At 56.8% G+C, this 26,883-nt stretch carries 26 protein-coding genes; 14 read left to right on the plus strand and 12 right to left on the minus strand.

What is annotated here, in order from left to right:
• The first annotated feature begins 91 nt into the window (after positions 1–91).
• The 6 genes from Pan97_RS01290 to Pan97_RS01315 all read left to right on the plus strand — a co-directional run bounded on the left by Pan97_RS01290 (position 92) and on the right by Pan97_RS01315 (position 7,188).
• Positions 92–637, plus strand: a complete 546-nt coding sequence (locus tag Pan97_RS01290) for a hypothetical protein (RefSeq protein ID WP_144970012.1) — start codon at positions 92–94, stop codon at positions 635–637.
• Between the two features lie 54 nt (positions 638–691).
• On the plus strand, positions 692–1,075 hold the full coding sequence (locus Pan97_RS01295; protein ID WP_144970014.1) for a DUF4870 domain-containing protein: 384 nt from the start codon (positions 692–694) through the stop codon (positions 1,073–1,075).
• A 748-nt stretch (positions 1,076–1,823) separates the two neighbouring features.
• A complete protein-coding gene (locus tag Pan97_RS01300) occupies positions 1,824–2,315 on the plus strand; it encodes a hypothetical protein (protein ID WP_144970016.1) in 492 nt (163 codons plus the stop codon).
• Between the two features lie 705 nt (positions 2,316–3,020).
• Positions 3,021–4,529, plus strand: coding sequence for a lysine--tRNA ligase (gene lysS / locus Pan97_RS01305; protein ID WP_241676458.1), 1,509 nt, complete (start codon positions 3,021–3,023; stop codon positions 4,527–4,529).
• A 159-nt stretch (positions 4,530–4,688) separates the two neighbouring features.
• The gene (locus Pan97_RS01310) at positions 4,689–6,380 is read left to right on the plus strand and encodes an ABC transporter permease (RefSeq protein WP_144970020.1); all 1,692 of its coding nucleotides are present in this window, start codon (positions 4,689–4,691) and stop codon (positions 6,378–6,380) included.
• Positions 6,373–7,188, plus strand: coding sequence for an ABC transporter ATP-binding protein (locus Pan97_RS01315; RefSeq protein WP_241676351.1), 816 nt, complete (start codon positions 6,373–6,375; stop codon positions 7,186–7,188). Before Pan97_RS01310 ends, Pan97_RS01315 begins: the two co-directional genes overlap by 8 nt.
• Before the next feature lie 57 nt (positions 7,189–7,245).
• On the opposite strand, the gene Pan97_RS01320 is transcribed toward Pan97_RS01315, so the two are convergent.
• The 3 genes from Pan97_RS01320 to Pan97_RS01330 form a co-directional block, all read right to left on the minus strand.
• The gene (locus Pan97_RS01320; RefSeq protein ID WP_144970022.1) at positions 7,246–8,112 is read right to left on the minus strand and encodes a hypothetical protein; all 867 of its coding nucleotides are present in this window, start codon (positions 8,110–8,112) and stop codon (positions 7,246–7,248) included.
• The gene (locus Pan97_RS01325; RefSeq protein ID WP_144970024.1) at positions 8,109–8,885 is read right to left on the minus strand and encodes a leucine-rich repeat domain-containing protein; all 777 of its coding nucleotides are present in this window, start codon (positions 8,883–8,885) and stop codon (positions 8,109–8,111) included. The genes Pan97_RS01320 and Pan97_RS01325 overlap by 4 nt, the downstream gene beginning before the upstream one ends.
• A gap of 63 nt (positions 8,886–8,948) precedes the next feature.
• Positions 8,949–10,196: a LysM peptidoglycan-binding domain-containing protein gene (locus tag Pan97_RS01330; RefSeq protein ID WP_144970025.1), complete on the minus strand. Its 1,248-nt coding sequence runs from the start codon at positions 10,194–10,196 to the stop codon at positions 8,949–8,951.
• A gap of 104 nt (positions 10,197–10,300) precedes the next feature.
• Between Pan97_RS01330 and Pan97_RS01335 the strand changes: the two genes are divergently transcribed.
• A complete protein-coding gene (locus Pan97_RS01335; RefSeq protein ID WP_144970028.1) occupies positions 10,301–10,546 on the plus strand; it encodes a hypothetical protein in 246 nt (81 codons plus the stop codon).
• 249 nt (positions 10,547–10,795) lie between these two features.
• Positions 10,796–11,860 (plus strand): sialate O-acetylesterase, encoded by a 1,065-nt coding sequence (locus tag Pan97_RS01340; RefSeq protein ID WP_165698553.1) that lies wholly within the window; start codon positions 10,796–10,798, stop codon positions 11,858–11,860.
• A 236-nt stretch (positions 11,861–12,096) separates the two neighbouring features.
• On the opposite strand, the gene Pan97_RS01345 is transcribed toward Pan97_RS01340, so the two are convergent.
• The 4 genes from Pan97_RS01345 to Pan97_RS01360 form a co-directional block, all read right to left on the minus strand.
• Entirely contained in the window at positions 12,097–12,933 is an 837-nt protein-coding gene (locus Pan97_RS01345) for an ankyrin repeat domain-containing protein (protein ID WP_165698554.1), read from the minus strand.
• Between the two features lie 182 nt (positions 12,934–13,115).
• Positions 13,116–14,435, minus strand: a complete 1,320-nt coding sequence (locus Pan97_RS01350) for a replication-associated recombination protein A (RefSeq protein ID WP_144970034.1) — start codon at positions 14,433–14,435, stop codon at positions 13,116–13,118.
• A 1,172-nt stretch (positions 14,436–15,607) separates the two neighbouring features.
• Positions 15,608–16,782 (minus strand): IS3 family transposase gene (locus tag Pan97_RS01355; RefSeq protein WP_144970036.1). Its coding sequence is split into 2 segments (ribosomal slippage): positions 15,608–16,518 and positions 16,518–16,782, totalling 1,176 coding nucleotides; the frame shifts between segments, so codons are not numbered across the junction.
• A gap of 13 nt (positions 16,783–16,795) precedes the next feature.
• Entirely contained in the window at positions 16,796–17,146 is a 351-nt protein-coding gene (locus Pan97_RS01360; RefSeq protein ID WP_144970038.1) for a hypothetical protein, read from the minus strand.
• 204 nt (positions 17,147–17,350) lie between these two features.
• Here Pan97_RS01360 and Pan97_RS01365 point away from each other — a divergent pair, with 204 nt between their 5' ends.
• The gene (locus tag Pan97_RS01365) at positions 17,351–17,575 is read left to right on the plus strand and encodes a hypothetical protein (RefSeq protein WP_144970040.1); all 225 of its coding nucleotides are present in this window, start codon (positions 17,351–17,353) and stop codon (positions 17,573–17,575) included.
• Positions 17,576–18,006: 431 nt separating this feature from the next.
• Complete coding sequence (locus Pan97_RS01370) at positions 18,007–18,441, plus strand: hypothetical protein (RefSeq protein WP_144970042.1); 435 nt, start codon at positions 18,007–18,009, stop codon at positions 18,439–18,441.
• Between the two features lie 359 nt (positions 18,442–18,800).
• On the opposite strand, the gene Pan97_RS01375 is transcribed toward Pan97_RS01370, so the two are convergent.
• Together Pan97_RS01375 and Pan97_RS01380 are read right to left on the minus strand one after the other, a co-directional pair.
• Positions 18,801–19,634: a hypothetical protein gene (locus tag Pan97_RS01375; protein WP_144970044.1), complete on the minus strand. Its 834-nt coding sequence runs from the start codon at positions 19,632–19,634 to the stop codon at positions 18,801–18,803.
• A 13-nt stretch (positions 19,635–19,647) separates the two neighbouring features.
• The gene (locus Pan97_RS01380; RefSeq protein WP_196782241.1) at positions 19,648–20,439 is read right to left on the minus strand and encodes a DUF3050 domain-containing protein; all 792 of its coding nucleotides are present in this window, start codon (positions 20,437–20,439) and stop codon (positions 19,648–19,650) included.
• A gap of 257 nt (positions 20,440–20,696) precedes the next feature.
• Between Pan97_RS01380 and Pan97_RS01385 the strand changes: the two genes are divergently transcribed.
• The 4 genes from Pan97_RS01385 (at position 20,697) to Pan97_RS01400 (ending at position 24,406) form a co-directional block, all read left to right on the plus strand.
• Positions 20,697–21,131 carry a hypothetical protein gene (locus Pan97_RS01385; RefSeq protein WP_144970046.1) on the plus strand — a complete coding sequence of 145 codons (435 nt, stop codon included), beginning with the start codon at positions 20,697–20,699 and terminating at the stop codon, positions 21,129–21,131.
• A gap of 151 nt (positions 21,132–21,282) precedes the next feature.
• Complete coding sequence (locus tag Pan97_RS01390; RefSeq protein ID WP_144970048.1) at positions 21,283–22,269, plus strand: LamG domain-containing protein; 987 nt, start codon at positions 21,283–21,285, stop codon at positions 22,267–22,269.
• Between the two features lie 209 nt (positions 22,270–22,478).
• Positions 22,479–23,867 (plus strand): arylsulfatase, encoded by a 1,389-nt coding sequence (locus Pan97_RS01395; RefSeq protein ID WP_144970050.1) that lies wholly within the window; start codon positions 22,479–22,481, stop codon positions 23,865–23,867.
• Positions 23,868–23,875: 8 nt separating this feature from the next.
• Positions 23,876–24,406, plus strand: coding sequence for a hypothetical protein (locus Pan97_RS01400; RefSeq protein ID WP_144970052.1), 531 nt, complete (start codon positions 23,876–23,878; stop codon positions 24,404–24,406).
• Positions 24,407–24,480: 74 nt separating this feature from the next.
• Here the strand turns inward: Pan97_RS01400 and Pan97_RS01405 are convergent, their stop codons facing one another.
• The 3 genes from Pan97_RS01405 to Pan97_RS01415 all read right to left on the minus strand — a co-directional run bounded on the left by Pan97_RS01405 (position 24,481) and on the right by Pan97_RS01415 (position 26,849).
• Positions 24,481–25,038: a hypothetical protein gene (locus Pan97_RS01405; protein WP_144970054.1), complete on the minus strand. Its 558-nt coding sequence runs from the start codon at positions 25,036–25,038 to the stop codon at positions 24,481–24,483.
• Between the two features lie 81 nt (positions 25,039–25,119).
• On the minus strand, positions 25,120–25,656 hold the full coding sequence (gene msrA / locus Pan97_RS01410; RefSeq protein ID WP_144970056.1) for a peptide-methionine (S)-S-oxide reductase MsrA: 537 nt from the start codon (positions 25,654–25,656) through the stop codon (positions 25,120–25,122).
• A gap of 302 nt (positions 25,657–25,958) precedes the next feature.
• Positions 25,959–26,849 (minus strand): hypothetical protein, encoded by an 891-nt coding sequence (locus Pan97_RS01415; RefSeq protein WP_144970058.1) that lies wholly within the window; start codon positions 26,847–26,849, stop codon positions 25,959–25,961.
• Positions 26,850–26,883 lie beyond the last annotated feature (34 nt).

The raw sequence follows: 26,883 nt of genomic DNA on the forward strand, positions 1-26,883 counted from the left end.
CAATCACCAAGATCGGCCGATGGCAGACGAATCCCCTTGGGGAAACGTATCCATCGGCCTTTTCTGTTTGTCTTGTCCATAAGGGGAATGCATGACGCAGTCGCCACTTATCGTGGGGCTCTCGATCTTGATGTGCGTGATCTATGGCGTCATCCACGATCAGATCACGGCTCGGATCTGCGTCGAGTACTTCACCATCGGTCACAAGCCAATCCTGGGCGGGACGGACGATCCTACCGTGCTGGGACTCGCCTGGGGTTTCCTGGCGACCTGGTGGGTCGGGGCGATGCTGGGCATCCCGTTGGCCTTCGTCAGCCAGACAGGGTCGTTGGTCAAAAAGTCAGCCAAAGACCTGGTTCGTCCGATGTTGGTCTTGATGGCCGGCACGGCCGCTCTTGCGATTATGGCTGGTGTGACGTGCTACGTGCTGACGGCCTATGACGCGATTCACTTGGCCGGAGGCTTCGAGCATGCCATTCCCAGCGAAAAGCAAGATGCGTTTCTGATCGACCTGTGGATTCACAGCGCCAGTTACGCCGGAGGGTTTCTAGGTGGCGTGATCCTGATGGTCTGGGTCGTGGTCGATCGCTACCGCCAAACGCATCGGCCAAAAGATGAAGTGCCTCGGCAGACGTGATACGCTGAGTGCGCCGACGGAAGAGCTTCGAGTTTAACCGCGAAGGATGAAACCATGTCGTCAGATTTTACGAATCCGCATGAGTCGTCTCCCTATGAATCGGGACAATCGCAGGAAGTCACGCAAGACGATCGCAACATGGCCCTGCTGTGTCATATCCTGGGGCTGCTGACCAACGTGTTTGGGCCCCTGATCCTATGGGTTCTGATGAAGGACAAATCCCCGTTTGTCGATTTCCACGGTAAGCAGGCCATCAACTTTCAGATCACGCTGATCCTGGCCTACATGGCCTCCGGCGTTTTGATGTGCGTTTACGTCGGAATTCTATTGGCCATGGTCACCTTCGCCATTCAAGTTATCTTCACGATCTTGCCTGCTATGAAGGCCTACGAGGGGGAGCCATACGTCATTCCCGTCGCGATTCCCTTTTTACGATAAGTGTCCAAGCGTATTACTGAGCCGCGGTGTCATCTTGCGGTACCACGCAAGCCAATAGGCGGAGATACTTTATTTGGCGTTAAGGGCGTTGCAATCATCACAGAAGGGCCAAAAACCCGGAATATAACGAGTCAGATCCCCCATCTTGTGGAGTGGTATACCAGCCACCGGGAATTAGACTGAGCTTAGCAATTTCTTCATTCTCGGTTTGCCACATCGAATCTCGGTGGCATCGAGCGAAAATATAGACAGCTAAGTAACTGCCGCCGACCGAGACACTCGTTCTGGGGCAGTGACCATATTGGCGACTCTGGTTGGCCCGTTTCCCCCGACGTTTGCCCCTGCCGGCCTGAGTCGCCTTTTTTTCTCTCTCGTGATCGCTAGACCCTGCCTACTAGCTAGCACTGCGGAAGACCACATCCCCGGTGGTCTCAAGGGAAAAATCCAGCCAATAAAGTTTTCACCGAATCTGCATCGATACGGCGAGGACCCATCCCCACGTGACTCCTATAGGTGCGTTTTTTTGCATAAGCTGGAAGCCTGCCTGGTGGGCAAAAAAAGGCCTTCGAAAAACCGTTGCAAGAAAAACGATAATGGGGGAATATCAGTCACAGACGGACGCGAATTAAAGCATAGAGACGATTTCAGTTCCATCGAGAACGAGGCGGAGTTAGCAGCCTGAACAACTGCGGCTCACAAACTACCTACCTGCAAAACGACCTACCTACCGGAACAGAGGATTATTAGCATGGGCAAAATTACCCCAGCTCAGTTTGCCAAATCGGCGATTACCGTTTTGATCATGGTCGGCATCCTGGGCGTCGCTTTTGGCGAGTCGCTCTACCGCAAGGCCAACTACGTCACCTTCCTGACGACCGAGTCTTTTCCGACGATGAACCCGCTGCACCAAGACAGGCTGATCTCGGAGAACAGCTTTACCGACGAAGGGGGCATCATGCATCGTTTGTTCGTCTTCGAGTCGGAAGCTGGTAGCGGCACCACGACCTGCCGGGTGGTGGTCACCGATAAGGATTACCACGTCACCTCCTCGTGGAACGCTGATCGCAGCAACAAGCTGCTCAACGTCGGTTTCATGGAGCACACCTCACCGCCGGTTTTGGAAATCGTCCGACACGATTCCACCAAGCGAGCACTCATTTGCGAGCACCTCTGTCTGCACATGGGCGTGCTACAGGCGTACCAATATCGCCCTCGCGAAGCCGGACCAGTTACCCGCTAGTTCACGCTGCGGAAACGACCTCCGATTGACCCTCAAATCAACCCCAGTAAAATCTTGCGGTAACTGGGGTTACATTCTTCACGCTCACTTGAGGGTGCCAAAGCTTGCCCCTGGGGTTTTCCCATCACCCGAACTTCGGAAGGGGCCATGTCCGCCAAGCCAACCAATCGACCGTCCAAGTACCAAGTCTTTCTGCTCTGGTCGAACGACACCGTCAAAGAGTGTCGCGATGTCCGCAAGTTCTTCAAAGAGTTCAATAAGAAAACCGCCAAGCCTGAGTTTGGCGTCACCTTCGAGATCATCGATCACTGCTTCGGTACCGACGACAAAGGGCACCCCGGCGCCGTCCCGGCCGAAGAGTTGTTGGCCAAGGCCAAGGATACGCTCGCACTGACCATCGGCCTGTGCACCGATGACGAGACGTCGCTCAATCCGTACACCGAAGAAAAAGCCCAGCAGCAGTTAGACCTGGTGCTGGAAAGTGCGAAGCAGAACAAGTTCCATCAGTCGGTCTGGTTCGTCCTCACGCACCGCAATAACGGCAGCGATCAGCGCGAGGAGGTCTCAGGCGAGATCCACGACCTGCTGCGTCTCCCCGAAGGCTTGAAGCCGAATGACATTTGCCTGTTCGGCGAAAGCGATACCTTCGCCGACGTGCTGGCCGAGAAGTTGACCAAGCTGCTTTCCGACGAAAGCCGTCCGTGGATCGAAGATCAGAACGCCGCGGTTCATGCGATCGAAGCGGCTCGTCGTCAGAAGATGGACAAGCTCGTCAGCTTGGGGATCGACCCGTGGGGGCAGCGGTTCGACAACAAGCAGTCGATTTCCGAGGTTCGCGGGCTCGAGTCGGAAATCACCGAAGAGAAGACGACCAGCGAAGGAGGACGCGAGCAAACCCAGTACAGTGGTCCCAAGGTACGCGTCGCGGGGCGGGTCGTGCTGATGCGACCCACTGGCAAGCTGATCTTCATCAACCTGGTCGATCGGACCGGCACCATCCAGTTGTTTCTCGGCCAGGCCCAGGTCGGTGAGCGCAACTGGGAGATCGCCCAGTGCTTGGATCTCGGCGATATCATTGGCGTCGATGGCGAACTGAAGAAAACCAAGACCGGCGAGCTGACCGTCTTCGTCGAAGAACTTCACTTCCTGACCAAGACGCTCGAAGCTCCACCGGAAAAGCATAAGGGCCTGACCGATCCCGAGATGCGTCAGCGGATGCGTTACTTGGATCTGGCCTACGGCGACGGCGTGCTCGAACGTTTCGTGCAGCGAACCCAAATCGTGCGTTCGATTCGCGATACGCTCGTCGGTGAAGGCTACTACGAAATTGAAGGCCCGACGCTGCACACGATCGCCGGTGGTGCCGCCGCGCGTCCTTTCGAGACCTTCCACAACGCCCTGGGTATGCCGCTGGTGATGCGAATCGCCTTGGAACTGCACCTGAAGCGGCTGCTGGTTGGCGGCATGGAACGGGTCTTCGAATTGGGACGCGTCTACCGCAACGAAGGGATCAGCCCGCGTCACAACCCTGAGTTCACCATGCTTGAGGTCTACCAGGCCTTCGGCAACTACGAAACGATGATGGAGCTGACCGAGAACATCGTCAAGAACGCCCTCGATGCGATCGGCTCGCCGTACAAGGTTCCCTTCGGCGAGAAAGAGATCGACTTCACGCCCCCGTTCGATCGGAAGTGCTACAGCGACCTGCTAGCAGAGCACGCCGGCATCGATCCGACGAACGAAGCCGAGGTAATCGCGTGTGCCAAGAAGCTGGGCCTGGAGACCGACGGCAAGCACCCCGACGTGCTGCGTAACGAGATCTTTGAAGAAACGGTCGAAGACAAACTGGTCGGCCCGGTCTTCGTAATCGACTACCCTGCTAGCATCTGCCCGTTGACCAAGCGAAAAGCGGATAATCCAGCGGTTGCCGAACGTTTCGAGCTGTTCATCCAAGGCATGGAACTGGCCAACGCCTACACCGAGTTGAACGACCCCGACCTGCAGGAAAAGCTGTTCCGCACCCAGTTGGAAGGGATGGACGAAGAGGACTCGATGGCCCGCATGGACACCGATTTCGTCCGAGCCCTTCGCAACGGAATGCCGCCAGCTGGCGGACTTGGTATTGGCATCGACCGCCTTGTCATGTTACTAACTAACAGCGCGACGATTCGCGAAATCATTTTGTTCCCGCTGTTGCGGCACGAAGCAACCTGATTGCATCCAGATTGAAGGTTAAATCTGTGTGCCACTGGTCTCTGGCCAGTGCCTAAGGTTCACGTTTTCTCCCCCATCACAATGGCCAGAGGCCAGTGGCACACCGCCGGAGGGGCGAGGGGACCAGACACGAGTGCCGCGTTTGCCGAAGGATTGGCAATGTACAAGTTGATGCTCTGTCTGCGTTACCTGAAAACGCGTTGGATCGCCCTCGCGTCGATCATTAGCGTGACGCTGGGCGTGGCCACCATGGTGGTCGTGAACGCCGTCATGTCAGGCTTCTCGCACGAGATGCACGTTCGCCTGCACGGCATTCTTTCCGACGTCGTGATGGAAAGCCACAGCCTGGATGGCTTCTACCAGTGGGAACGTCACATGCAAGCCGTACGCGAGGTGGCCGGCGACGACATCGAGAACATGACCGTCACCGTGCACGTACCGGCGATGCTGAACATGCGTGTGCGTGACCAGTGGCTGCCGCGGCAACTCACCGTCATCGGCATCGACGACGAAACGTACAATAAAGTCAGCGACTTTTCAAAGTATCTGAAGCACCCATCCAACCGCCAGCAGGTCGACTTCAACCTGAAGGAAACCGGCTACGACGGCCCGGAGAACTCTCCCTTGGTCGAATCAGGCTGGGAGTATCGTCGCGAGAAGATCGCCTACCAGAAAGAACTGGAAGCCGAGATGCGGCGTTTTGAAACGATGCATCAACATGGCCATATGCCGCGCCGCGATCCCAACGAGATCGCAGCGATGGATAGCCCTCTGGCCGAAGATGCTGCTCAGCCAGCCCCACTGGTCACTCCTAAGTTCGCCGATGATCCCGATGCACCACCGCTGCCAGGAGCACCCCCTGCCGACCTGGCCGAGCGGATGGCCAAGCAAACCAAGCCAATCGATCCCAATCAGGGAGGCGACCCGTTTGCTCTGCGTCACGATCAGCCCAAGAGCCAGACCTTCGATCCGATGAAGCATCAGGCCCCCGGCATCATCCTGGGGATGGCCGTGGCCAGCATTCGTCAGCGAGATGCCGAAGGCCAGGTGAAAGATTATTTCCTGGCCGTGCCTGGCGACGACGTTCGCCTGACGTTTCCTTCGGCCGAAAGCCCACCCAAGGCGATCAACGCGACCTTCACGGTCGTCGACTTCTACGAAAGCAAGATGAACGAATACGACGCCGGCTTCGCGTTCGTTCCGCTGAGCAAGCTCCAGTCGCTACGTTACATGACGCACCCGGAACTGGGCAGCGCCGTCTCGACGATTCAAATTCGCTTGAAGCCAGGCGTCGACCTCAACCAGTTCACCAACAAGCTGCGTGCTGCTTTCCCCGCTGAAACGCATCCCTTCCGCATTCAATCGTGGAAGGACATGCAAGGGCCGCTGTTGGCTGCCGTGCAGATGGAAAAGACGATCCTCAATATCCTGCTGTTTTTGATCATCGGCGTGGCCGGCTTCGGCATTCTGGCGACCTTCTACATGATCGTCGTCGAGAAGACCAAAGACATCGGCATCCTCAAATCGCTCGGTGCCAGCGGTGGCGGGATCATGAGCATCTTCGTCGGCTACGGGCTCTCGCTGGGCATTGTCGGTTCCGGCGTCGGCTGCATTCTCGGCCTGCTATTCGTCTGGAACATCAACCACATCGCCAAGCTGATCGAGATGATCACCGGGCGCGAAGTGTTTGATCCGACGATCTATTACTTCCAGGAAATTCCTACCATCGTCGAACCCGCCGCGATTGCCATGGTGGTTTTTGGGGCGATGTTGATTGCCGTATTGGCGAGCGTGCTGCCAGCGATTCGCGCCGCACGACTTCACCCGGTCGAGGCCCTCCGTTATGAGTAACATGATGAGCGATAGCTACACGTCCACCGCGACCGCCCCGGCCGTCACCCCTGCGCCTAAGAAGCCGGGTCCGCACGTCCACACCGACCGCTTCGATACGCCCATCGAAGTCGACAAGCCGATCCTCCGCACGATTGGCCTGCACAAAAGCTACCGCAAAGGCCAGCACATCATCCCGGTGCTCCGCGGCGTCGACTTCATCGCCAACGAAGGCCGCATCACGTCGATCATCGGCCAAAGCGGTTCCGGCAAAAGCACGCTCTTGCACCTGATGGGTACCCTCGATGTGCCGGACCAGGGGGAGATTTACTTCGAGGACCAGCGCACCGATAACCTGCCGATCCGCCAGCGCGATCGCCTGCGAAACGGCCAATTCGGGCTGATCTTCCAGTTCTATCACTTGCTGCCGGAACTGACGACGCTGGAAAACGTGCTCACTCCAGCGATGATCTCGCACGGCTTCTTCAAGTACTGGGCCGTCCGCAAGCAGCTCAAAGAACGAGCTAAGCACCTGCTCGACATGGTCGGCCTGGGCCATCGCTTGAATCACAAGCCGCGCGAACTTTCCGGCGGCGAAATGCAGCGCACGGCGATTGCCAGGGCATTGGTCTCTGACCCCAAGGTCCTGCTGGCCGACGAACCCACCGGCAACCTCGACCGCCAGACCGGCCAGGAAGTGCTGGCCATTTTGCGCAAGCTGAACGAAGAACAAGGCCTGACGATCGTCATGGTCACCCACGACCAAAGCATCGCGGATGAAGCGGACTCAATCGTGCGCCTGGCTGAAGGCTGCGTAGAAACGGTTTAACCACTCTCTGATCCCCTCGCCCCTGAGGGTTAGGGTGAGGGGGTTCTCTTATCGTCGTCAATTCCTCAGCGGTTCCCACGCAATCTGACACTCCGGCATCGCCTCGCGCAACTTCTCGATCGCTGCTTCGCTGGTTGGCGTTCGTCGAAGGTTCAAGTACTGCAAGCGATGCAGCCTCGCAAATTCTGGCAGGGCAGCATCAGTCACGGCCGTGCGTTCCAGGTCGAGCGATACGAGCGTATCCGGCAAGTCACTCGCGGCCGCATCGGAAAACCAGGTATGGCAAAGACACAGTTCGACAAGCCCCGAGTTCTTAAGAAACGGGAGCGGCCCCGGTTCTAGTTTCGCGAATCGTGCATCGAAGGTATGGACCTGGGTTTTCGTGAAGATGTCCTCCATCAAGTCTTGATGCATTCGCGGCATGTCGATCGAAATGGGTACCTGGCCATCCAGTCGGGCAATTTGATCCAACACTTTTCGCATGACGTCGGGATGAATGTAGGGAGTCAAACGAATCCCCTTCAAACGCTGAAACACAGGGCCGCTGGAAGTCATTTCCATCCAACGGGGCGTATACCTTACCTGCACGTCGTAGGCGATCGTCAAGTCGGTTGCCCCGGTGACCGCAGCCACTCCGGGCGGCGGATCGATCACCCGTTTGGTTTCTTCAAGATTCCAGTCAAGCTGAATGGGAGAATTGTTGAAGATGCGATGTTTTGGCCGGGGTGCCTGAAGGATCAGTAACTGCGTGGCGACATCTTCGTGGAGTCGTCCAACTCGATATCGATAGCTGATCCATCCGCACAAGATGCAAGCCAACGCCGTTGCCACAATGAGGCCCCGCATCGACCAACGAACGCACCACGAGCGCAGCCGTGGCGATTGGGCCGTGATGTCTTCAGTTGTCGCGGCGCGGTGTTTCATGGATTGGTCAGCGGCTCCCAGGCTATCCGGCACCAGGGCATCTTCTGCCGTAGTGCTTCAATGCCTTCTTCGCTGGCGGGCGTGCGCCTCAGGATCAGCGTTTTCAGGTTCTTCAGCCGCACGAACTTATCGAGCCCCTGGTCCGTGATCCGCGTTCGCGTCACGTCGAGGTGCTCCAGTGTATCCGGCAGGTCGTCGATGCCCGGGTCCGAGAACTGCGTGCGGGCTAAGAGCAGCCAGCGTACCTCGCTGCCATGCAGGCAAGGGATACCGCGGCGGTCGACCTTCATTCCTTCCAGGTATAGCGTATCGACGTGCGTGTCTTCCAAAAGCCGAGCCAGCTCGGTTTGAGTGATTTCACTACCATAGGACGACAAGTGGAAGAAGGAATCGAGCCTGCGCAGCTCGTTAATCGTCTTGTTGAGCTTTTCCTCCCGCATGTCTTCTCGAAAGACGATCCGGCCAATACGATAGGTCAGGTCGTTCGCGCCGAACTTGTCGAGCATGGCCTGCCGCTGGTCGGTGATTTCGATCGGAATCGGACCGAGGTAAAGGTGAGTGGCTCGCGTCGATGCGACGTCGACCGACATCGCCCTCAGGTTATTCGCTACGTCGGCATGCAGTCGAGCGACGCGCATCTGGTGACTGACCAGTCCAAACAGAACCGCCACCAAGGCGACCAGGACCAGAAGCATTCGTAGCGACAGCCGTCGCCAGAAGCCGCGCCGCTTGGGCTGGGTCGTTTCGCTAGACTGGCCGATGGGGTCGGACACGATAGTCTCCGCAAGGTAGGGTGGGACTATCGTAAGCTATCCGCGATTCACTTCGCCGTCAAATTATCGGCGAACGGTGACCTTCGAGCCGACCGAAAGAATGCCGTAGATGTCTTCCGAATCGCGCGAACTCATGCTGATCGAGCCGCCTGGGCCGCCGCTGCCGTGCAGGACGATTCCGCCGTCCAGGTGCACCGCATGGCCGCCATACGGGTTGGCCGGGTCACCTGCCGTCAGGATCTTCTGCGACGCCTCGTCGTAGAACTGCGGGTTGGCTTCCTTGCGCAGTACTTCGTGTTCGCCAGCAGGAATGATGGCGCCGTTCTCGATGGTAATCGGGAATCGTCCGGCGTAGCAGCCGTCGATTTCCAACGTCAATTCGTTGTGCGTCATGTCGACCTTCGCGTGGAAGGGACCACGCAGCACTTTCAGCTTTTGGCCAGGCGTCAGATTGTTGGGGTCGGCGATGCCATTGATCCGCTGCAGCAGGATCTCAGGCACCTGAAACTGCTGAGCGATGCTGCTAAGCGTTTCGCCGCTACCCACGGTGTACGGTTCTTCCAGCGAGTGCTGCGTCGAGTAAACCACCGTGCCGGCCAGTTGGCTGAGCAGGAGGTTCAGCTTTTCCTTTTGCGAGGGATTCAGCTCGGGGCGATTGCGCCACGGGGTGAGCCGCCTCGTCGCTTCGACCAGGTCGTTCTGGCGCAGATAGACCTGGGCTTCGTCCCAGTCAGCTTGGAACGCCAGGAGCGACTGGGCCGCGTCGCCCCCCACGGGATTGGCTATGCCGCTCATGTTGCCTTGGCTGTAGACCGAGGCCAGCTCGGTACGGGAAGTGTCCGGTGAAGTGGGGATGGGAGCTTCGCTGGAGGACGTTTCCTGGGCGGGGTTATTGGGGAGGGAGTTGCCCAGGGGGGGAAGGTCGCTGGAGCCTGCGAACTTAGGCGCGTCGTCGGAATGATCGTGGCCGTGACCATGATCGTGTTGGCCGGCCGCGCTGGCGCCGCCATCGAATGAGGGGATGTTCCCGCCTGATTGGCCGAGCTGGGGAGCGGTCAAACGTCCGCTGGCGAAACCTTTGTCATCGAACTTGGGTGCCGTGGAAGGGGTGCCCATCGGCGTAGATGGGGAAGTCGAAGGAGAACCGCCAGGCATCGCCATCTGCGAGAAGTCCGGCAGGGTGAGGTCCATGCTTTCGCTGGCATCGGCCACTTCCGGCGGGACGTCTTCCGGCTGATTCAAAACGGTGTAGACGCCGTAACCAATGGCCATGAGTACAATGACCATGCAAGCGGTTTTAATCGTTTCCACCTTCGTCCTCCCTGACGATTTCGGCTCATCCCAGGCAGATCCTTCTGCCGAAGATTGATAATGCCGAGGTGTGCTCTTAACTTTGCTTTACCCATCCCAGGAACATGGTCGACAGCGACGAGTACGACGAAGATTGGATCGACGACGAGCCTGAAGACGATCAGGACGAGACGATGATCTGCCCCGAGTGCGGGGCCGAAATCTTCGACGATGTCGACGTCTGCCCGATCTGCCTGCACGCGATCATCCACGACACAAGCCCCTGGTCGGGGAAGTCGTTCACCTGGATTCTCTTCGGCATCCTGGGCATCATCGCGACGATCGTCGCACTGGTCATGTTGTTCCCATAGCTTGTCTAGCTCAACAAGCGTTCTCAGATAGTAACCAAACGGCCAATTCGGACAAAGGCCGGTTTTCGTGCCCTGCTAGCTGCTCCAGGAAGAGGGGGTTAGCCACCGAGGGCACAGAGAACACAGGGGAGAAGAGAAGGCATGTATGCCACGGGCTTCTGTTTGGAAAGTGACTTCCATTTAGGGTACAACGGAGATTGCTCTTCCCTTTATCTCCCCCGACGACTTCTCCCTTTCAAGGAATTCCTCATGCGTCTACTCCATGTTCCGGTGGCTCTCCTCTTTGTGGTCGGCATGGCCGTCTCTCACGTCTTCGCGGCCGATACCTACCAAGTGTTCATCCTGGCTGGGCAGTCCAACATGGAAGGGAAAGCCAGTACCGAACTGTTCGAGCATCAGGCGACCTTCGCGGATACCAAGGAGTTCTTCGCGCCTTATCGAAACGAAGACAACACCAAGTGGATCGAGCGGGACGATGTGCTGATCAAGTACCTGGGACGAAAGGGGCCGCTGACCGTGGGGTACGGTTCGCGCGACAAGACCGGCCTGGAACTTGCGTTTGGTTTCGCCATGGGGGACTACTACGACGAGCCGGTCTTGCTCATTAAAACGGCCTGGGGAGGGCACTCGCTCTACCAGAAGTTTCGCCCACCCAGCGCTGGCCTGCCCAGCGAAGAAGTGCTGCAGCAGGAGTTAGCCAAGCTGCAGGAGCAGACCAAGAAGAATAACGAGAAACGCAACCGCAACGACCCGCTGCCCACCATGGAGCAGGTAAAAGCCGAGTACGGCGTCTCCTACCGGAACATGATGCAGGAAGTCGACGAGACGCTTAAAAACGCTGGCGAGCTGTTTCCGCAGCTGAAAGGAAAGCAGCCACAGATCGCAGGCTTCGTTTGGTTCCAAGGCTTCAACGACATGTTCGGCGACCATGCCCCCGGCCAGTACGAAGCGAACATGAAGCTGCTGATTCAAGACATTCGCCAGGCCTGGGATGTTCCGCAGTTGCCGGTGGTCATCGGCGCGTTGGGCCAAAACGGCTCGTCACCCCCAGCCGAGAACATGAAGAAAATCCAAGACGCCCAGCTCGCCATGAACAACGTGCCAGAGTTCGCCGGCAACGTCAAAACGATCCGCACCGACGTCCTGGTCGACAAGACCGCCGAAGCCAAGTTCCCCAACTGGCAAGATCATTTTGAAGAGTGGAAGCTTGTGGGGTCTGATCGTCCGTATCATTACCTGGGTAGTGCGATTTGGTATACGCGGATTGGGAATGAACTGGCTAAGACGATGATTGAGTTGAAGTCGAAGAAGTAGGCAAGTCGAGAAGAAGAGGACTAACCACGGATTACACGGATGAACACGGATAGTCTTGCCGAGACTCAGCTATAACCATCCGTCCTCTTAACGGCTTCAGTGAAATTTGAAACAGACCACATGCCACCATTCTATGCGGACGACGTACTGGCCACCGATTTGACTTCGCTGGGTCTTGAACCAACCTACCTGGTCATACGTGACCCTCTGTGCAATCTGCGATTAGCCCTCTTTTTTCATGGTGCATTTCCCGAAGGGCGCTGAGTATCTATGGGGCGGTAATTTTCGGAAAGCCACTCGATCACAGGCTCATATTCTTGAATATTGCGACCTAATTTTTGCGCCTCGGCAATTTGAAAATCGACGGCGTCCGCGACATCTCGTCCTTTCTCATCCTGAATGCTTGGGTCGGCTCCTGCTTCCAACAAGGGAACGCACAGCCGAGGTGCATTGTGAACGGCCCAATGACAGGGCGTGTAACCAAATGCTCCCTGGGTGTTTACTTCGATGCCGTGCTTGAGCATTGCATCAATGTCCTCTTCATTTGCTGGGCACGGCATTCGGCTAAGGATCAAGTGTAACATACTCGATCCACCGAGAATTGGCTGCTTAGGATCATCGGAGTAGGGAAGCGCTGCAGTGCAATACGCGGGACGCAAGCATTGAATACTGGAGAAAAAGATATTGGAGTCTTCAACGAAGGTAACATCGTAGATTTTGTGCGGAACGTTTTCACTTAGCTTTAAGTCTGGGTTTGCACCGTTCTTAAGCAAAGTTTGAAAGGCCCCCATGTTCTCCTCCGCGAACGCCCAGTGCAGCAAGGTCAGGCCATACTTACCAGTCACATTGACATCGGGCGATTGCTTTAACAATCGCTCAAGCGTCACCTGATCCCCGGCGGAAATGGCTTCGCAGATTCGTCGAGATTCTTCTGCTTGAAAAAAGTCCTTCGGCTGCCAACCTTCCGATTGTGCAATTGTATGTCGAACCGTTTTGGGCTTTAGAAGCGTTTGGACAGGCTTCGGAAAACTAACCGGTTGCTTTTCCTGACATCCGAAGAAAAAGGCTTGCATAAACGACAGCCACACTATCCCAATAGTGATCCCATACCGTGAGCGAAACATACTCCAAGTTGTCGTTATCATAGCCATCGCTGTCACTCGATTAAATCCATCAGCATGCTTTGTCTGGACGCGCTAGTGCTTGTCCGTGACTATCCGTGTAATCCGTGGTTTGTCCCTCTTCTTCTCTGTGGCTAACTATCTTCGCCACGTAGCCGTTTCCGATAAACCTCGACCCGCTTCTGCAGCGTTGCTTCGAAGCCGCGGGGGACGGGGCGGTAGTATTCGCGGTCGATGCCCAGGTAGGTTTGGGCGGCGATGCCGTCGGGCGCGTTGTGGGAATACTCGTACCCTTCGCCGTGGCCGAGATCTTTGGCTCCGCCGTAATGCGTGTCGCGGAGGTGAACGGGCACGGGCTGGACGCGGCCTTCGCGGATGTCTTTTCGTGCTTCGCCGATGGCGACCGTCGCGGCGTTGCTTTTGGGGGCACACGCCAGGTAGGCCACCGTTTGCGAAAGGGTGAGCTGGCACTCCGGCAGACCGATCATTTCGCAGGCCTGCATCGCCGAGACGGCGATCGTCAACGCATGCGGGTCGGCGTTGCCGATGTCTTCGCTGGCCGAGATGATCAGCCGCCGCGTGATGAAGCGAATGTCTTCGCCCCCTTCCAGCATCTTAGCCAGCCAGTAGATGGCCGCGTCGACGTCGCTGCCGCGGATGCTCTTGATCAGCGCGCTGGCCGTGTCGTAGTGCGTGTCGCCGTCGCGATCGTACTGCACGGCCTTCTTCTGAATCGACTCTTCGGCCAGTTGCTTGGTGAAGTGAATCGGCTGCTCGTCGCTCGAAAGAACGCCGATCTCCAGTGCGTTCAGCGCGCGCCGGGCATCGCCGTCGCACACCTCGCCCAGGAACTGGGCCGCATCGTCGTCGAGCTTCACGTCGAACTTCCCCAGCCCGCGATGCGGATCGGCCATCGCGGCATTGAGGACATCATGAATCTCTTCCGGCGTCAGCGGTTCAAACTGAAAGATCTGGCTGCGGCTGACCAGCGCGCTGTTGACCGCGAAGAACGGATTGCTGGTCGTCGCTCCGACGAGGATCACGATGCCGTTCTCGACGTCCGGCAGCAGGGCATCTTGCTGCGACTTGTTGAAGCGGTGGATCTCGTCGACGAACAGCAGTGTCTTGCGTCCGCCGGTGGCGACTTCGCTTTGGGCTTCCTGTAGTACTTCGCGCAGCTCTTTCACGCCTGAGGTCACGGCGTTGAGCTGACGGAAGCGGGACTTCGTTTCGGATGCCAACAGCTGGGCCAGGGTCGTCTTGCCGCAGCCAGGCGGGCCATAGAAGAGGACCGAGGTCAGACGATTCGACTTGATCAATCGCCACAGCAGTTTACCTTCGGCCAAGAAGTGCTTCTGCCCGACGAATTCGCCCAGGTTACGCGGACGCATCCGGGCAGCCAGCGGTTTGGCTCGATCGAAGTTCTTGGCTTCGGCTTGTTCAAACAGGGACATCAATGGGTACCGATTGGATCATGAAGCAATGACCCCTTATTGTACGAAAATCGCCTCGCTGAAAATGGTTCAAGAAAAAGTTTGCATTCAGGCAAAACGTAACCTAAGTTACAAGTGTTCGGCCGAATGGGCCCTTCTGGACGGTTGCTCCAATCGTCTGCGGCCGAGCAAGGACACCGCACGGAGCGTTAAGCACTTTGCCGCGGTGTGAGCCCGACGTACGTTGAAGCTTAACAAACGTACGCCGGGTTTTTTCATTTCTTGACTGGTCAACTCTTAGCGGCCTGCGGCTTTTCTTTTTCGCTCAGGCAAGAAGTCCTTCGAAATGGCATTCCGGCAATTTCTGCCGACGAGCTACCCCGTTTAAAATATCGTTGCCTGGACAGTTCATTACCAGCCTGCGTACTAGAAAACGCAGCTGTCGATTTATTGATGTCTGCGCCCTAAATCGAATGCCTCTGCCTGCCATTTTGCCACGAATTCCGGGACTTCCGTTGGTCGCCCCTATCGGATTGGATGCGCAGACGTCAATAGATCTGAAAGCGTTTCCAATGTGTTGCATCGTTCGTGAACTCGCTCGATTGAGCATGATGTTTTTTTCTTAATGTCATTGCATTTGCTATTTCATATATGAGATGATTAGGCCGGTGTAAGGGACGCATGCCATATGTACGTGATAGTATATCTTCGCAAGAATCCGTCTGAGGATAAGGGTTTATCATTCAATTCCGTCCAGTCATCGCTGGCTGGTTCGGGCTGGAGTATTGCTCCTCTGCATCCTGGTGCGGAGGACGAAGACCTGGCGAGGCAGTTTTTTGTCGAAGTGACCGATGCGCAGCAGGGGCAGATGGTTCAGGACCAGCTGTCCAAGCTCGATGAAGTAGAAGCGGTGTATACAAAGCCACCCGAGGGACCTCCCTCATAGCTCTCGGTTACTGAGTAGATAGGCACGCTCTACGATCTTGCGTTCCCGCGACACTACCAGGCGAATGACGGCGACCTGGTAATGTTCAACAATTTCTTTAGTAGGGGAGATCAAGAATGGCAAAACGAAAAGGGGCGCCGAAGAAGCGGGCAAACGGTCGCACGGACGTCAGTAACGCATCGGAATTTCAACAACGAGAACTGATTTTTATCGCTGCGTGACCTGCCCCCACGAATGAAACCAGTCTTTAAGTTGTAGTCTTCAAGGATTCTTCCAGGGGAAGGTGCTGGAGCGTAGCGGAAGCAGCTTCCCCTGGAAGAATTGCCTCCGGTGCCGGTGGACGGTACCCCAGCGAACTGTGCGGGCGTACCGTGTTGTACTCGACTCGCCACCGTTCGATCAACACTTTTGCCTCCAGCAGCGTGTCGAAGATCTCTCGATCGAGTAGTTCATCTCGCAGCTTCCCGTTGAAGGATTCGATGTAGCCATTCTCCCACGGGCTGCCAGGTTCGATGTACAGGGTGTTCACCTCGACTCGCTCCAGCCAGTCACGGACCTTAGTGGCGGTGAACTCTGAGCCGTTGTCGCTGCGAATGAAGTCTGGCACGCCACGGCGAACGAACAGGTCGCTAAGACGCTCCAAGACATCCTCGCTGGTCAGTTGACGAGCCACATCGATCGCCAAGCACTCGCGAGTATACTCGTTGATCAGCGTCAGCATACGGAAGGCTCGACCATCGTGCGTTCGGTGATGCACGAAGTCATAGCTCCAGACCTCATCACGATGACTCGGCCGCAGGCGAACGCACGAACCATCATTAAGCCACAGGCGACGTCGTTTCGGCTGCCTTTTTGGTACTTTCAAGCCCTCGCGACGCCATAAGCGTTCGATGCGTTTATGGTTCACCTGCCAACCTTTCCGGCGTAACATCTCAGTGATTCGCCGATAGCCATAACGGCCATACTGTTCAGCAAGTTCAATCATCTCCCGGACCAGGCGAGGCTCGTCGTCGGGGACCCAGCGAACACGGCGCTGAGTGGAACGAGGCTGTCCCAGCACCCGGCAGGCCCTCCGTTCTGATACTCGCTCGCGTCCCAAAGTATCTCGCACGTGCTCGACGATTCGCCGTCGCTTGTCCGGGCTCAGAAGTTTCCCGAAGCGGCTTCCTTCAGGATCGCCTTGTCGAGTTCGGCATCAGCCAGCAGTCGCTTCAGGCGAGCATTCTCCTTCTCGAGCTCTTTCAAACGCTTGGCCTGATCGGTACGAACACCGCCGTACTCCTTCCGCCAGCGATAGTAAGTCTGCTCCGTGACGCCGATCGCCTTGCAGGCCTGGGCAATCGTCTTGTCCTGAGAGAGAAGCACCTCCGCTTCGCGGAGATGCTGGATGATCTGCTCAGGCGTGAATCTTCTTCTAGGCATAAGAAATCTCCCTTCAAATGGGCATGCATTCAGCAAAAACTAATTTACCGAATGGACGCTGTTGAAGGGGGCAGGTCAGCGCAAGTACCGCATGCGTGTCAGTAAGGAACGGAAATAGATTCTTTTCAATGAGTCTATCGAGAAGATCATCGTTGGGATCGGTAAGATGACCGAATCGAGGATCTGAAGTTACCTCAATGACACCAGGGCGACACTCGTAATGCAGGCCGGGAGCCACGAGAGTCAAACCGTGCTTCTGTTCGTATGATTGAAGTAGTTCGATCGCAAAGGTGATTGGTTGCCGACCGCGTCGCAATTCATCAACAGCGTGGACGAACGGTTTGTCGAGATCAAGCTCGCTCATTTAACACTGCACGCCTGCACAACGGTTCTTCTACAGAAAACTGCCTTTCCTGAGCTTTGAAGCCCATTCTACCGGCGTTTTGAGTTATCAACAATGTTTTGGCTAGCGATGACCCTCTAGGAGGCGAAATGGTGGTTTGACCGGCCGTGCATGTCCATAGGAAGCCAGGTTTGATCCAGAAGTGTATTAAAACGGAAAGTGGATATGTTCCAACGCGATAGTCAACTGAGCGAGGTGCTCGACTGCTATGCCAAGTTCCTTCAAGACAAGAACTTGGCGCTGGATAACCACCGGCCGTACCTCGCGCGTAGGGTGCGGGAGTTCCTGCTCTTCGCCCAAACGCATGCCGGATACCGCGTCGAGCAATCGTGGATCTGTTTCTGGACGAAGTGGGCGGGCGGTTGGGCACCAAGCCGTGGCTTTGAATAATCAAACACCATACTTCCTTCTACACATCGAAGTGCGTAAGGAGGGCGTGACCTTTTCGCTCTTGTTTCGGTGGTAAATGACGGTTCTTTCTCAGCGTAAGAACACTTAGTTGCTCTAACATCGCAGAGCCGAGTCTTTGTATTGGGAGTGGTAAAAGACATTGATTCCGCATCATCGTGCGTCTCTAATGCTCGTAGAGAAATCTTAGAACCGTGGGGACGCAGCCTCGCGGATCAACTCACTCGTCGGGCGGATGCGCAATAGCCTGGGACCGCCTATCACACACGAACAGGCGTGAGAATTGAGCAGCCAACGTCTAGAATTAGACTTACGAGAATCAACTGCCTCCGCTTAGGCCGTATATTTGCGGCCTCCAGGTGATAGGCAGAAACTTCCTATTAACAAGCTATCCGTCAAACAAGGACGCAAGCATGAGCAGTAAACGATGCCCCTATTGCCACGAGCATGTTGAGTCCTCCCAATTTAATGCGCATTGCGCGCAGCACGAACAAATTCAGGCCGATGGACAGCAGGAAGAGTACGTCACTCTGCCGCCCGAAGCACGTTCATCGGAAAACTTGGTCGACGAACCGCAAGTGTATTGTCACAGCAAATGTGGCGCGGGGACGCAAATGCCGGAGGAGATCGTCCGAAGCTACTTAGTTAATCCGTACCTCTATCTGGCAGATAAGACGTTCTGTACGGGGTGCGGCACTCACGTTCCGCTCCGCGAGTGCCAATGGGTTGAGACCGGTGAAGACCTCCAAAGTCATATCGACCGGCATAGGGCGGAAAAGCCGGAATTCCGACCAGGGTTTGCGACCCGAGTACTCGTCTTTCTGATTCACCAAAAGTGGATCAAGTAGTTTATTGATGTCTGCGCCCTAAATCGAACGCCTCTGCCAGCCATTTTGCCACGAATTCCGGGACTTCCGTTGGTCGCCCCTACGGATTGGATGCGCAGACGTCAATAAGACGTCCCGCTTCTCATCTTGTTGACATGAGCGGATAACAATGTGTTGCACCCGAGCGGCGGTCGGGTGCATGTCCTGAAATCAACGCCGTTCGCCGCCGCCCCGTGAACACGGTCGTTATCGTCGTGCCAAGTATTTTGCTGGACATCGTAAGTCTGGCATTTCAAACAGCCCAAGGCGGGCGGGCTGATCCGAAAAGCATTCGTGTCAGCACCACGGACGTTGAGCCTTAACAAGAGAACACCCGCTCGTTATTCTCCAGTCATCAATTTAGCAGCCGACACCGACTCCCCTTCATCCCACAATCGCACCGCCAACTCTTCATCCTCCTCCGACCACTTCGTTTTCACGCGGGGCAGAAACGGGATAAAGCCGAAGACGCCTGCCAGCAGCACGACGACTCCCACGATGAGGGCCGTCTCTTTGTCGACGCCCAGGTTGATCAGGACGGGCGTCGATAGGAGGCCAATGGTGCTCACGGTTAAGACCATCGTGCGGATCAATTGACGGCGTTTCGCTTCGCGCTCGATTTGTTCGATCGGCGTCATTTCGGCGTTAGGGAAGTAGCCGTCTCGCAGGGGGATCGCGATGCGGTGGCAGAACTTCGGCCAGTTCTCTTGCAGCGGCTCAGGCACCATCGCATGCAGGATGGCGATCATCACTTGTCGGTCTTTCGGGCTAAAGCCGTGCAGGCTGAGACGAGCCTTGGAGCCGGCGAGTTGAATTCGTAGCGATCCACCGCGTGGGAATGCGGACCAGGCGAGCGACTGAATTTCGGAGACGTCGAAGTGATGGTTTTGCGTTAGCGAGCGGAGCGAAATCAGGCTGCCGTCGATGGTGAGTTGTTCGACGTAGTAGGCCCGCCACATGCACAGCGAGCCGATGAGCATCGGCCCGAAGACGATCATGCCCAGGATCATCACCGAGACGTTGGGGCCACCAGCACCCGGTGCGGCGGGAGGGATAAAAAAACCGAGCCAGACGTACAGGCAGATCACGATCGAAAAGAAGATCGAGAAGCCGATGCCCTGGTAAAGAATCGACTTCTTTAACCGGAACGTCCTCGCTTCCGACTTCTCGCGCACTGGTCGGTTTCCGCTAGTAGGCCAGGGCGTCGTACATTCCGTTCCATAGCAGCAGCCGTGCTTCCAGGCTACGTACGGCGGCATCTTCGGCGGCCTGCCACTTGTGGTCGTCGTCGCCGCACAAGTGCGAGAGAAGACGATGGGCCATCGGGCCGTGCGAGTCGCCGTCGAGTTCGATGTGGCGGTCGAGGTAATAGACGAACTTCGAGGCCGAGCCGGACAACTCCTGGTTGACCTGGGCCACGATCTTCTGGAAGACGCCTGGCAGGAGGTCTTCGCGGCCGTAGGTGAAGCCTGAGGCGATCGCGCACAGGTTATCGCTGGCAATCAGATCGAACGTGTTGGTCACGAACTGGACGATCGGACGCGGCAGGTCGGCTTCGTACAAAGCGGCCGTCACGTCGCGGCCATTTTCCAGCCGCTGCAGGAAGCGATCGATGAAGTAGCCATCGGCTCCGATCTGCTGCATCGAATTTTGGTACAGCTCGAAGTGGCTACGGAAGCCCCCTTCGCCATCCTCGTCGCTCTCTTCGCCGAGAACGATCTCGTTGACCAGGCGGCGTCCGAGGTTGTTCTCGGTCGGCAGCCATGGAACGGTCGTGCAGGTTAGTTTCAACTGCAGGGCCTTGAGCAGGGACATGAAGTCCCATACCGCGAAGACATGGTACTGCATGAAGACCTTCAGGGCATCCGCGTCGCCGATCCGCTGGTAGACAGGGTGATCGAGCAGTTCCTGCCGCTGAGGTGCGAGGACCTGTTCAATACGAGCAAGGCGCTCCTGCGCCGAAGGAGGCATGATAATCATGGGCAACAATTTTTTGGGCAGTGGGGTTGGGTGTGTCCAAATGTTTAGGAACAGCACATTGTGAAGCTAACAAAACCCGGGGGGATCGGGAATGCAAATTCGGCAATGTGAATGCTCAAACTGGGGGATAATATGAATTTCCTAAAAAGATCCTCTAACGGTGGAAGATCTCACCGAAAACGGATGAACATCAGCCGCAAAATGTCGGTACTGTTTATGGTAATTAGTCCTGTTCCAGAATGCTCGCAGGGGAATTGATGATGGAAAACACGAATCAAACGACCGAGTCCGTTCAACAGGGAACCGAAGACGCCGGTCAAGGTTCACCACCCAATCCTTCGACCAGCCGCATCGGAAGCTGGGCGAAGAACACCATATACGGGTTCGCAGGGCTGGTGATCTTGGCGTTGGTGATCACCGTCGTCTCGCCAGAAACCGCGGTGGCCGTTTCGCAGTACCTGCCCAAGGAGTACCAGGAAACGATCTTTGCGACCTCCGCAACTGGCGAAACCTGCTCGGCCGGGATGCCGGTAGGTGGCTACTCAGGCTGTTGCCATGCGAAGGCTTCCGGTTGTGCCGCTGGTTCCATGAGCTGCCCGATGAGTGCGGAATCGGAAGTAGCCGACGACTCCCTCGCGGCCGACATTCCGTCGCTTTCGCTTGATAACATGCTGGCTGGCCTGAACGACTAGGCTTCGGGTTTGCTCCAGGCCGAGCCCTTTCCGCGGCCGAAAAGGTTTCATGTCGGATTGAGATGGATTAATATCGAGGTCAGGTCGAATTCCCCGGATTCGGCCTGATCCCTGGATATGCCTCCCCCCAATCCTTCCGAGAACCTCCGTCATGCTGCGTTCGACTCTGTTGGGCTCCCTGCTGCTGGGACTTTCTTTTCTTGCATCGGCTCAGGCTCACGAACCGGCCGGCGATCCTTCCGTCGTGCTGAAGACGCCTGGGCTGGTTGCGTTCTGGACCTTCGACGAAGAGCCCGGCCAGTTGCGAGAGTCGATCGCCCCGGAAGGGGACTACCCGCTGAAGGAAGTCAACGGACCGATTGCCCGGGCAGACCAGGGCCCGTACTCCGGTCACAGCATCGACTTCAACGGCAAGCAGTATCTGCAACTCGACTACGACAAGACCGGCAAGCTGAACATCAGCGGGCCGGACGCTCAGGTCAGCATGTTCGCCGTGGTGCGGATTATCGACCTTCGCCAAAGCCGCACGATCGCTGGCATGTGGAGCGAAGGCAAAGGCCGCGACGACGACAGCGGCACGCGCCAGTACGCCATGCTGATGAACATGCCAACCTACGGCGGACCGAATCAACTGGTGCCTCACATCAGCGCCGAAGGAGGCGTCACGCGCCGCGCCGACGGCTCGGCCTTCCCGTGGTGTGCCGACTACGCCGCGACGAAGCGTATGGTGCCAGAAGAAGAGTGGTGCACTCTGGCGTTCACTTACGACGGCAAATACATCACCGCCTACATCAACGGAACGTACGAGAAGCGCGAACTCGACGCGAAGAAAGATCGCCGCGACGATCGCTACTTCACCCAGGAAGGTCCCGATGGCAAAGACCGCGGGATGAATCCGTATTACCACGGCCGCGGCATCTTCAAGTACGATCCCGAGAAGCACGCCAAGTCGAAGCCAGACGGCGGCTCCGACTTCACCGTGGGGGCACGTTACGCCGTTGGTTCTTTTTTGCGTGAAGCAACCAAAGGAAAGTTCGGCGGCCTGGCCGTCTTCGATCGGGCACTGACCGACGAAGAGATCTTGAAGCTGCACAAGTCGGCGAACATCGACGCCCTGAATGCGGCCGACAAAAAGTAATCATGACCATCGCACCTCCTTTGGTTTTGCGAGTGGTTGTTCGCTTTCGATCAGCCTGAGCAGGTCGCCAACGATCCGTTCACCGTGTTAGACTTAGTACCGCGGCCTGACGATGCCGCCGCCATAATACGAGTCGATGCAAGTCGTTCGGTTTGTAAGTTTAGTGAGACATTCCAATTTCCTTTTCCTGAAGACGATATCGTTTGATCATGATCCGTACGCTTACCACGTTGTTGTTAGCCATTGTCGGTCTCGGTTTCCTTTTCCCTGACTTTGCCGAAGCCAAAAAGCCAAACATCATTTACATCCTGGCCGACGATCTGGGCATCGGCGATCTTGGCTGCTATGGCCAAGAGAAGTTCGAGACTCCCAACATCGATCGCCTGGCGACCGAGGGGATGAAGTTCACCGATCACTACAGTGGCAGCACCGTGTGTGCTCCGACCCGAAGCGTGCTGATGACGGGGCTGCACACCGGGCACACGCCGGTCCGCGGCAATGCCGAAGTGAAGCCCGTCGGGCAGGAACCCATTCCGGCCGATACGGTCACGCTGCCAGAGCTTCTCAAGGAAGCGGGCTACGCGACGGGGGCTTTCGGCAAGTGGGGCCTTGGCTTCCCTGGTTCTGAAGGGGATCCGATCAAGCAAGGCTTCGACGTCTTCTACGGCTACAACTGTCAGCGAAACGCGCACACGTATTATCCGACCTGGATGTACGACAACGAGAAGAAGATCGAACTCGACGGCAAGACCTACTCGCACGATCTGATCATGGACCATGCGTTGCAGTTCATTCGCGACAACAAGGACAAGCCGTTCTTCTGCTACTTGCCGATCACCATTCCGCACGCCGCGATGCACGTGCCGGAAGAGTACGTGGCGCCGTACCGTCAGAAGTTCTCGGAGTTCGAGAACAAGATCGGCAAGTACGCCGGTCCGCCGGTCAAAAACCCGATCGCGGCCTTCGCGGGCATGTGCACCAAAATGGACGAGGACGTCGGCCGCGTGATGCACCTGGTCAATGAGTTGGGCCTGGACGACGACACGATCATCATGTTCACCAGCGACAACGGCGCCCATCAGGAAGGGGGACACAACCCCGAGTTCTTCAACAGCAACGGTCCTTATCGTGGTCACAAACGCGATCTGACCGACGGCGGCATCCGGGCACCGTTTTTGGTCCGCTGGCCAGGGCACGTGAAGCCAGGCACCGAAAGCAATCTGGTCAGTGCCCACTGGGACGTGTTGCCGACGCTGTGCCAACTGGCCGGAGCTAACGTGCCGGCAGGCCTCGATGGCATCAGCATGGTGCCCACCTTGAGCGGTGAAGGAAACCAGCCGCAGCACGAGTACCTGTACTGGGAGTTCTTCGAACGCGGCGGCCGCCGTGCCGTGCGGATGGGGCAGTGGAAAGCCGTTCAAAACGACATGACCGCCAACCCCAACGCCCCCATCGCGCTGTACAACATCGAAAAGGACGTCGAAGAAAACGTCGACCTCTCGGCCCAGTACCCGCTGGTGATCGCCAAGGTGCGAGAGATCTTCGACCAGGCTCACACCGAGAACGACCGTTTTAAGTTTAAGTTTGAACGGAAGTAGTTTTCACGGTGGACAAGAAGGAACCAGCATCGAGCACGCCGAAAGTGAACGCACAATTTGGCGTGCTCGATCTTTTGCTGTTAACCCTTTCGATCGCCTACGTCTGCGGCCTTGTGATACTGGGGCAGAAGACGACATTTGGTGAGGTCCTGCTTGATGGGACTGCGCGATTCGTTCCGTCGCTGGCTGCTTTCGGGCTCATCAGCTATTTGGTCAGTTTCCTGGGGTCGATATTCTTTTTGGTGATTGTAATCGACTCGCCGCATCTTGCACCGCGTCTCTTGCTGGTCATGAACCTGGTGACGGTCCTGGCTTGTCAGGTCTTTCAGTTTCTACCGCAGAGAGAATACGAAGACATGGTACTTAGCGGAGTTGTGTCGTATGGGGCTCTGCTGTTTCTGCCGGCGTGGCTTGTTAACAATCTGGTGCTTGGTCGCAAACTAACCGAGACGCACTGGTTGATGTTATTCTTTGCCACGTTTTGCAACGTTTGCTTGATTGCGTTTATCGGTTTGAAATGGGCTCTTATGGGCTCCTAATAGACTAATGGCCCAGGGTCGGGCCCGAGAGTAATACATCGACGCCTGCTTCTGGCGTCAGCGATACGTGGATCTCACTTCACGCTGATCGGCCATTGAATCCGAAGCGATTCGCCGTCCTTTTCGCGGAACTCGATGTTCATCTTGCCGGCTGGGAACTGGAAGTCGGTTTCGTAAATCGAATCACCGTATTCCAGTGAAGGAGCCTCCTGGTCGAGGTCCTTCACCGGCACGATGTCGTCGGTGGCCTCGTCGTAAACATGGCCGCCGGTCATCTTCAGCGACTGCCACGCCGTCGGTTCTCCGCCAGCCGTAACAACTCGCATCTCAAGCTGCACCTTGGGGCGGCCATAGGCGCTGGAGTATTCGGCGATCACATGCGTCGGCTCGGTCGAGGTTGGGTGCAGTGGATCAAGCTTCACGACCAGCGCAATCTCGCCACCCAGATCGAAGTAAGCGTCTTCCTCTTCGTCGTCTTCGACGGCTGGGGTCACGGTCTGGGCGTTGGAATCTCCAGGAGGGGCCGAATCTTGCGGAGTGATATCTCCGATCGGTTCGCAGCCGAAGCTGAACAGGAGAAGGCCGAGCCAAAGAAGCGAAACGCCAACGTGATTATGACGCGTGACAAACATGACGAAACCTGTGGGGCTGAGGCAAGAGAATGAAGAGTTCCCGAAACCTAACCCACCTGGCCAGCCGGTGCAAGTTTTCTTTTACTTCAGTTTGCCTGCAAACTGTTTGCGGAACTTATCGACCTTCGGGCGAACGACCATCGCGCAGTACGGGTTACTGGGGTTGTTGGCCAGGTAATCCTGGTGGTAGTTCTCGGCCGGGTAGTAGTTGTTGATCTCGGTCACTTCGGTCACGATTTTTGCCGGGAATGCGCCACTTTCGTTCAGTTTGGCGATGAACGCTTCGGCCGTCTGCTTTTGTTCGTCCGAATGGTAGAAGACCGCACTGCGATACTGCGGGCCAACGTCGTTGCCTTGGCGATCTTTGGTGGTCGGGTCGTGCGTTTGAAAGAAGATCTCCAGCAGGTCTTCGTAACTGACCACTTCGGGGTCATACGTGATTTGAATCACCTCGGCGTGCCCGGTGGTCTTGGTGCAGACCTGTTCGTAGGTCGGATTGGCGACGTGCCCGCCGGCATAGCCAGACTCGACGCTCTTCACGCCGCGAAGCTCAAGAAAGACCGCCTCGGTGCACCAGAAGCACCCGCCGCCGAAAGTTGCCGTGAGAAGATCTGCCATGGTGTATGTCCTGAAAATGAAATCGCAGGGGAACGACTGCACGGGAAACGAGGGTGTGGCTGTAGTTCAATAATTATATCGGCGCACGCGCTTCCGTCCCCTCTCCCCCGAGGGGAGGGGGCTAGGGTGAGGGGTCTTTCCCGCCGGCCTGAAAGCGCATGCGAGATAAAAGTTCGCGATAGGCTCGGAACTTTCGACCAGCGATGTGAGGCAAAAACCGCACAACAAACCCTCACCCTAGCCCTCTCCCTGCGAGGGAGAGGGGATAGGATTTTCTTGTCAGCCCCTTGGGGCTTATACACTCAAGGCGGCCCGCGTTCGTGGGCCGTTTCGACTTGTCGTGTTTCGTTGTTGGACGCCATCCTCACATCCCCGTGGACACGCTTTTCAATCGCACGAAGCACGCGTTTGCGTCGTGTGGGCGTGATGATCTTTTTGGTTTCGACTCGGGAGACTACTTGAGGCTGCGTTTCGCTTGGCGGTTGTTCTTCGCTGGAAGCCTCTTTCACCGGTGCGTTGAGTTCCTCTTCCAGCGCGTCGATCTCGGCCTGTTTCGCGGTGATCTCCTCGATCAGCTGCAGGTTGAGTTTTTTCATGCGGTAGAACATCCACGCGTACAATCGGGCGGCTTCGTACGTGAGCGGCTCGCGCAGCGGCTGCCGCAGTCGGTACCGTTTTCGTTCCTCGTAACGCGTCACCGCGTCGCGTTCGCGGGGCTCGCGGTATTCGCCTGAATCACTTCGCGAACGCTTGGGCGTTAGGCCGCTGGGGACCAGGGGAGGATCGATTTCGGGGAACTCGTACGCGTTGATTTCCGGATCGATTTCAACCACGATGCTGTCGGCCCGGTAGTGAGGCCGGTCGGGGTCGAACGCTTCGACAGGCGGGTCCTTGCTAGGAACGTCCTTCGTCATGGCGGCCTGAAACGCGGCTTCCTCCTGGGCCTCTTGCCGACGAATGATTTCGTTGAGCGTGGCCGATTGGGGCCGCGGCGTTCGCTTCGGAGGGGCCATCTTCGGCGGCCAGAACTTCTTAGGCTGCGACTCGTTGGCCGGCTCTTCCTGCAAGATCATCAACACCTCCCCGCAGCAGGGGCAGAGAAGCCGATTCCCCTCGCGCACGGCAACCTGCGGAGCGTACGCTGATGCGTTCGCTCCGTGTTTTTCAGGTTGCGTGGCGTGTGAATGGGACATGACGTTTTCGAGTGTTGAGTGTGTTAGGGACGAG

The organism is Bremerella volcania, from assembly GCF_007748115.1.
Taxonomy (GTDB): Bacteria; Planctomycetota; Planctomycetia; order Pirellulales; family Pirellulaceae; genus Bremerella; species Bremerella volcania.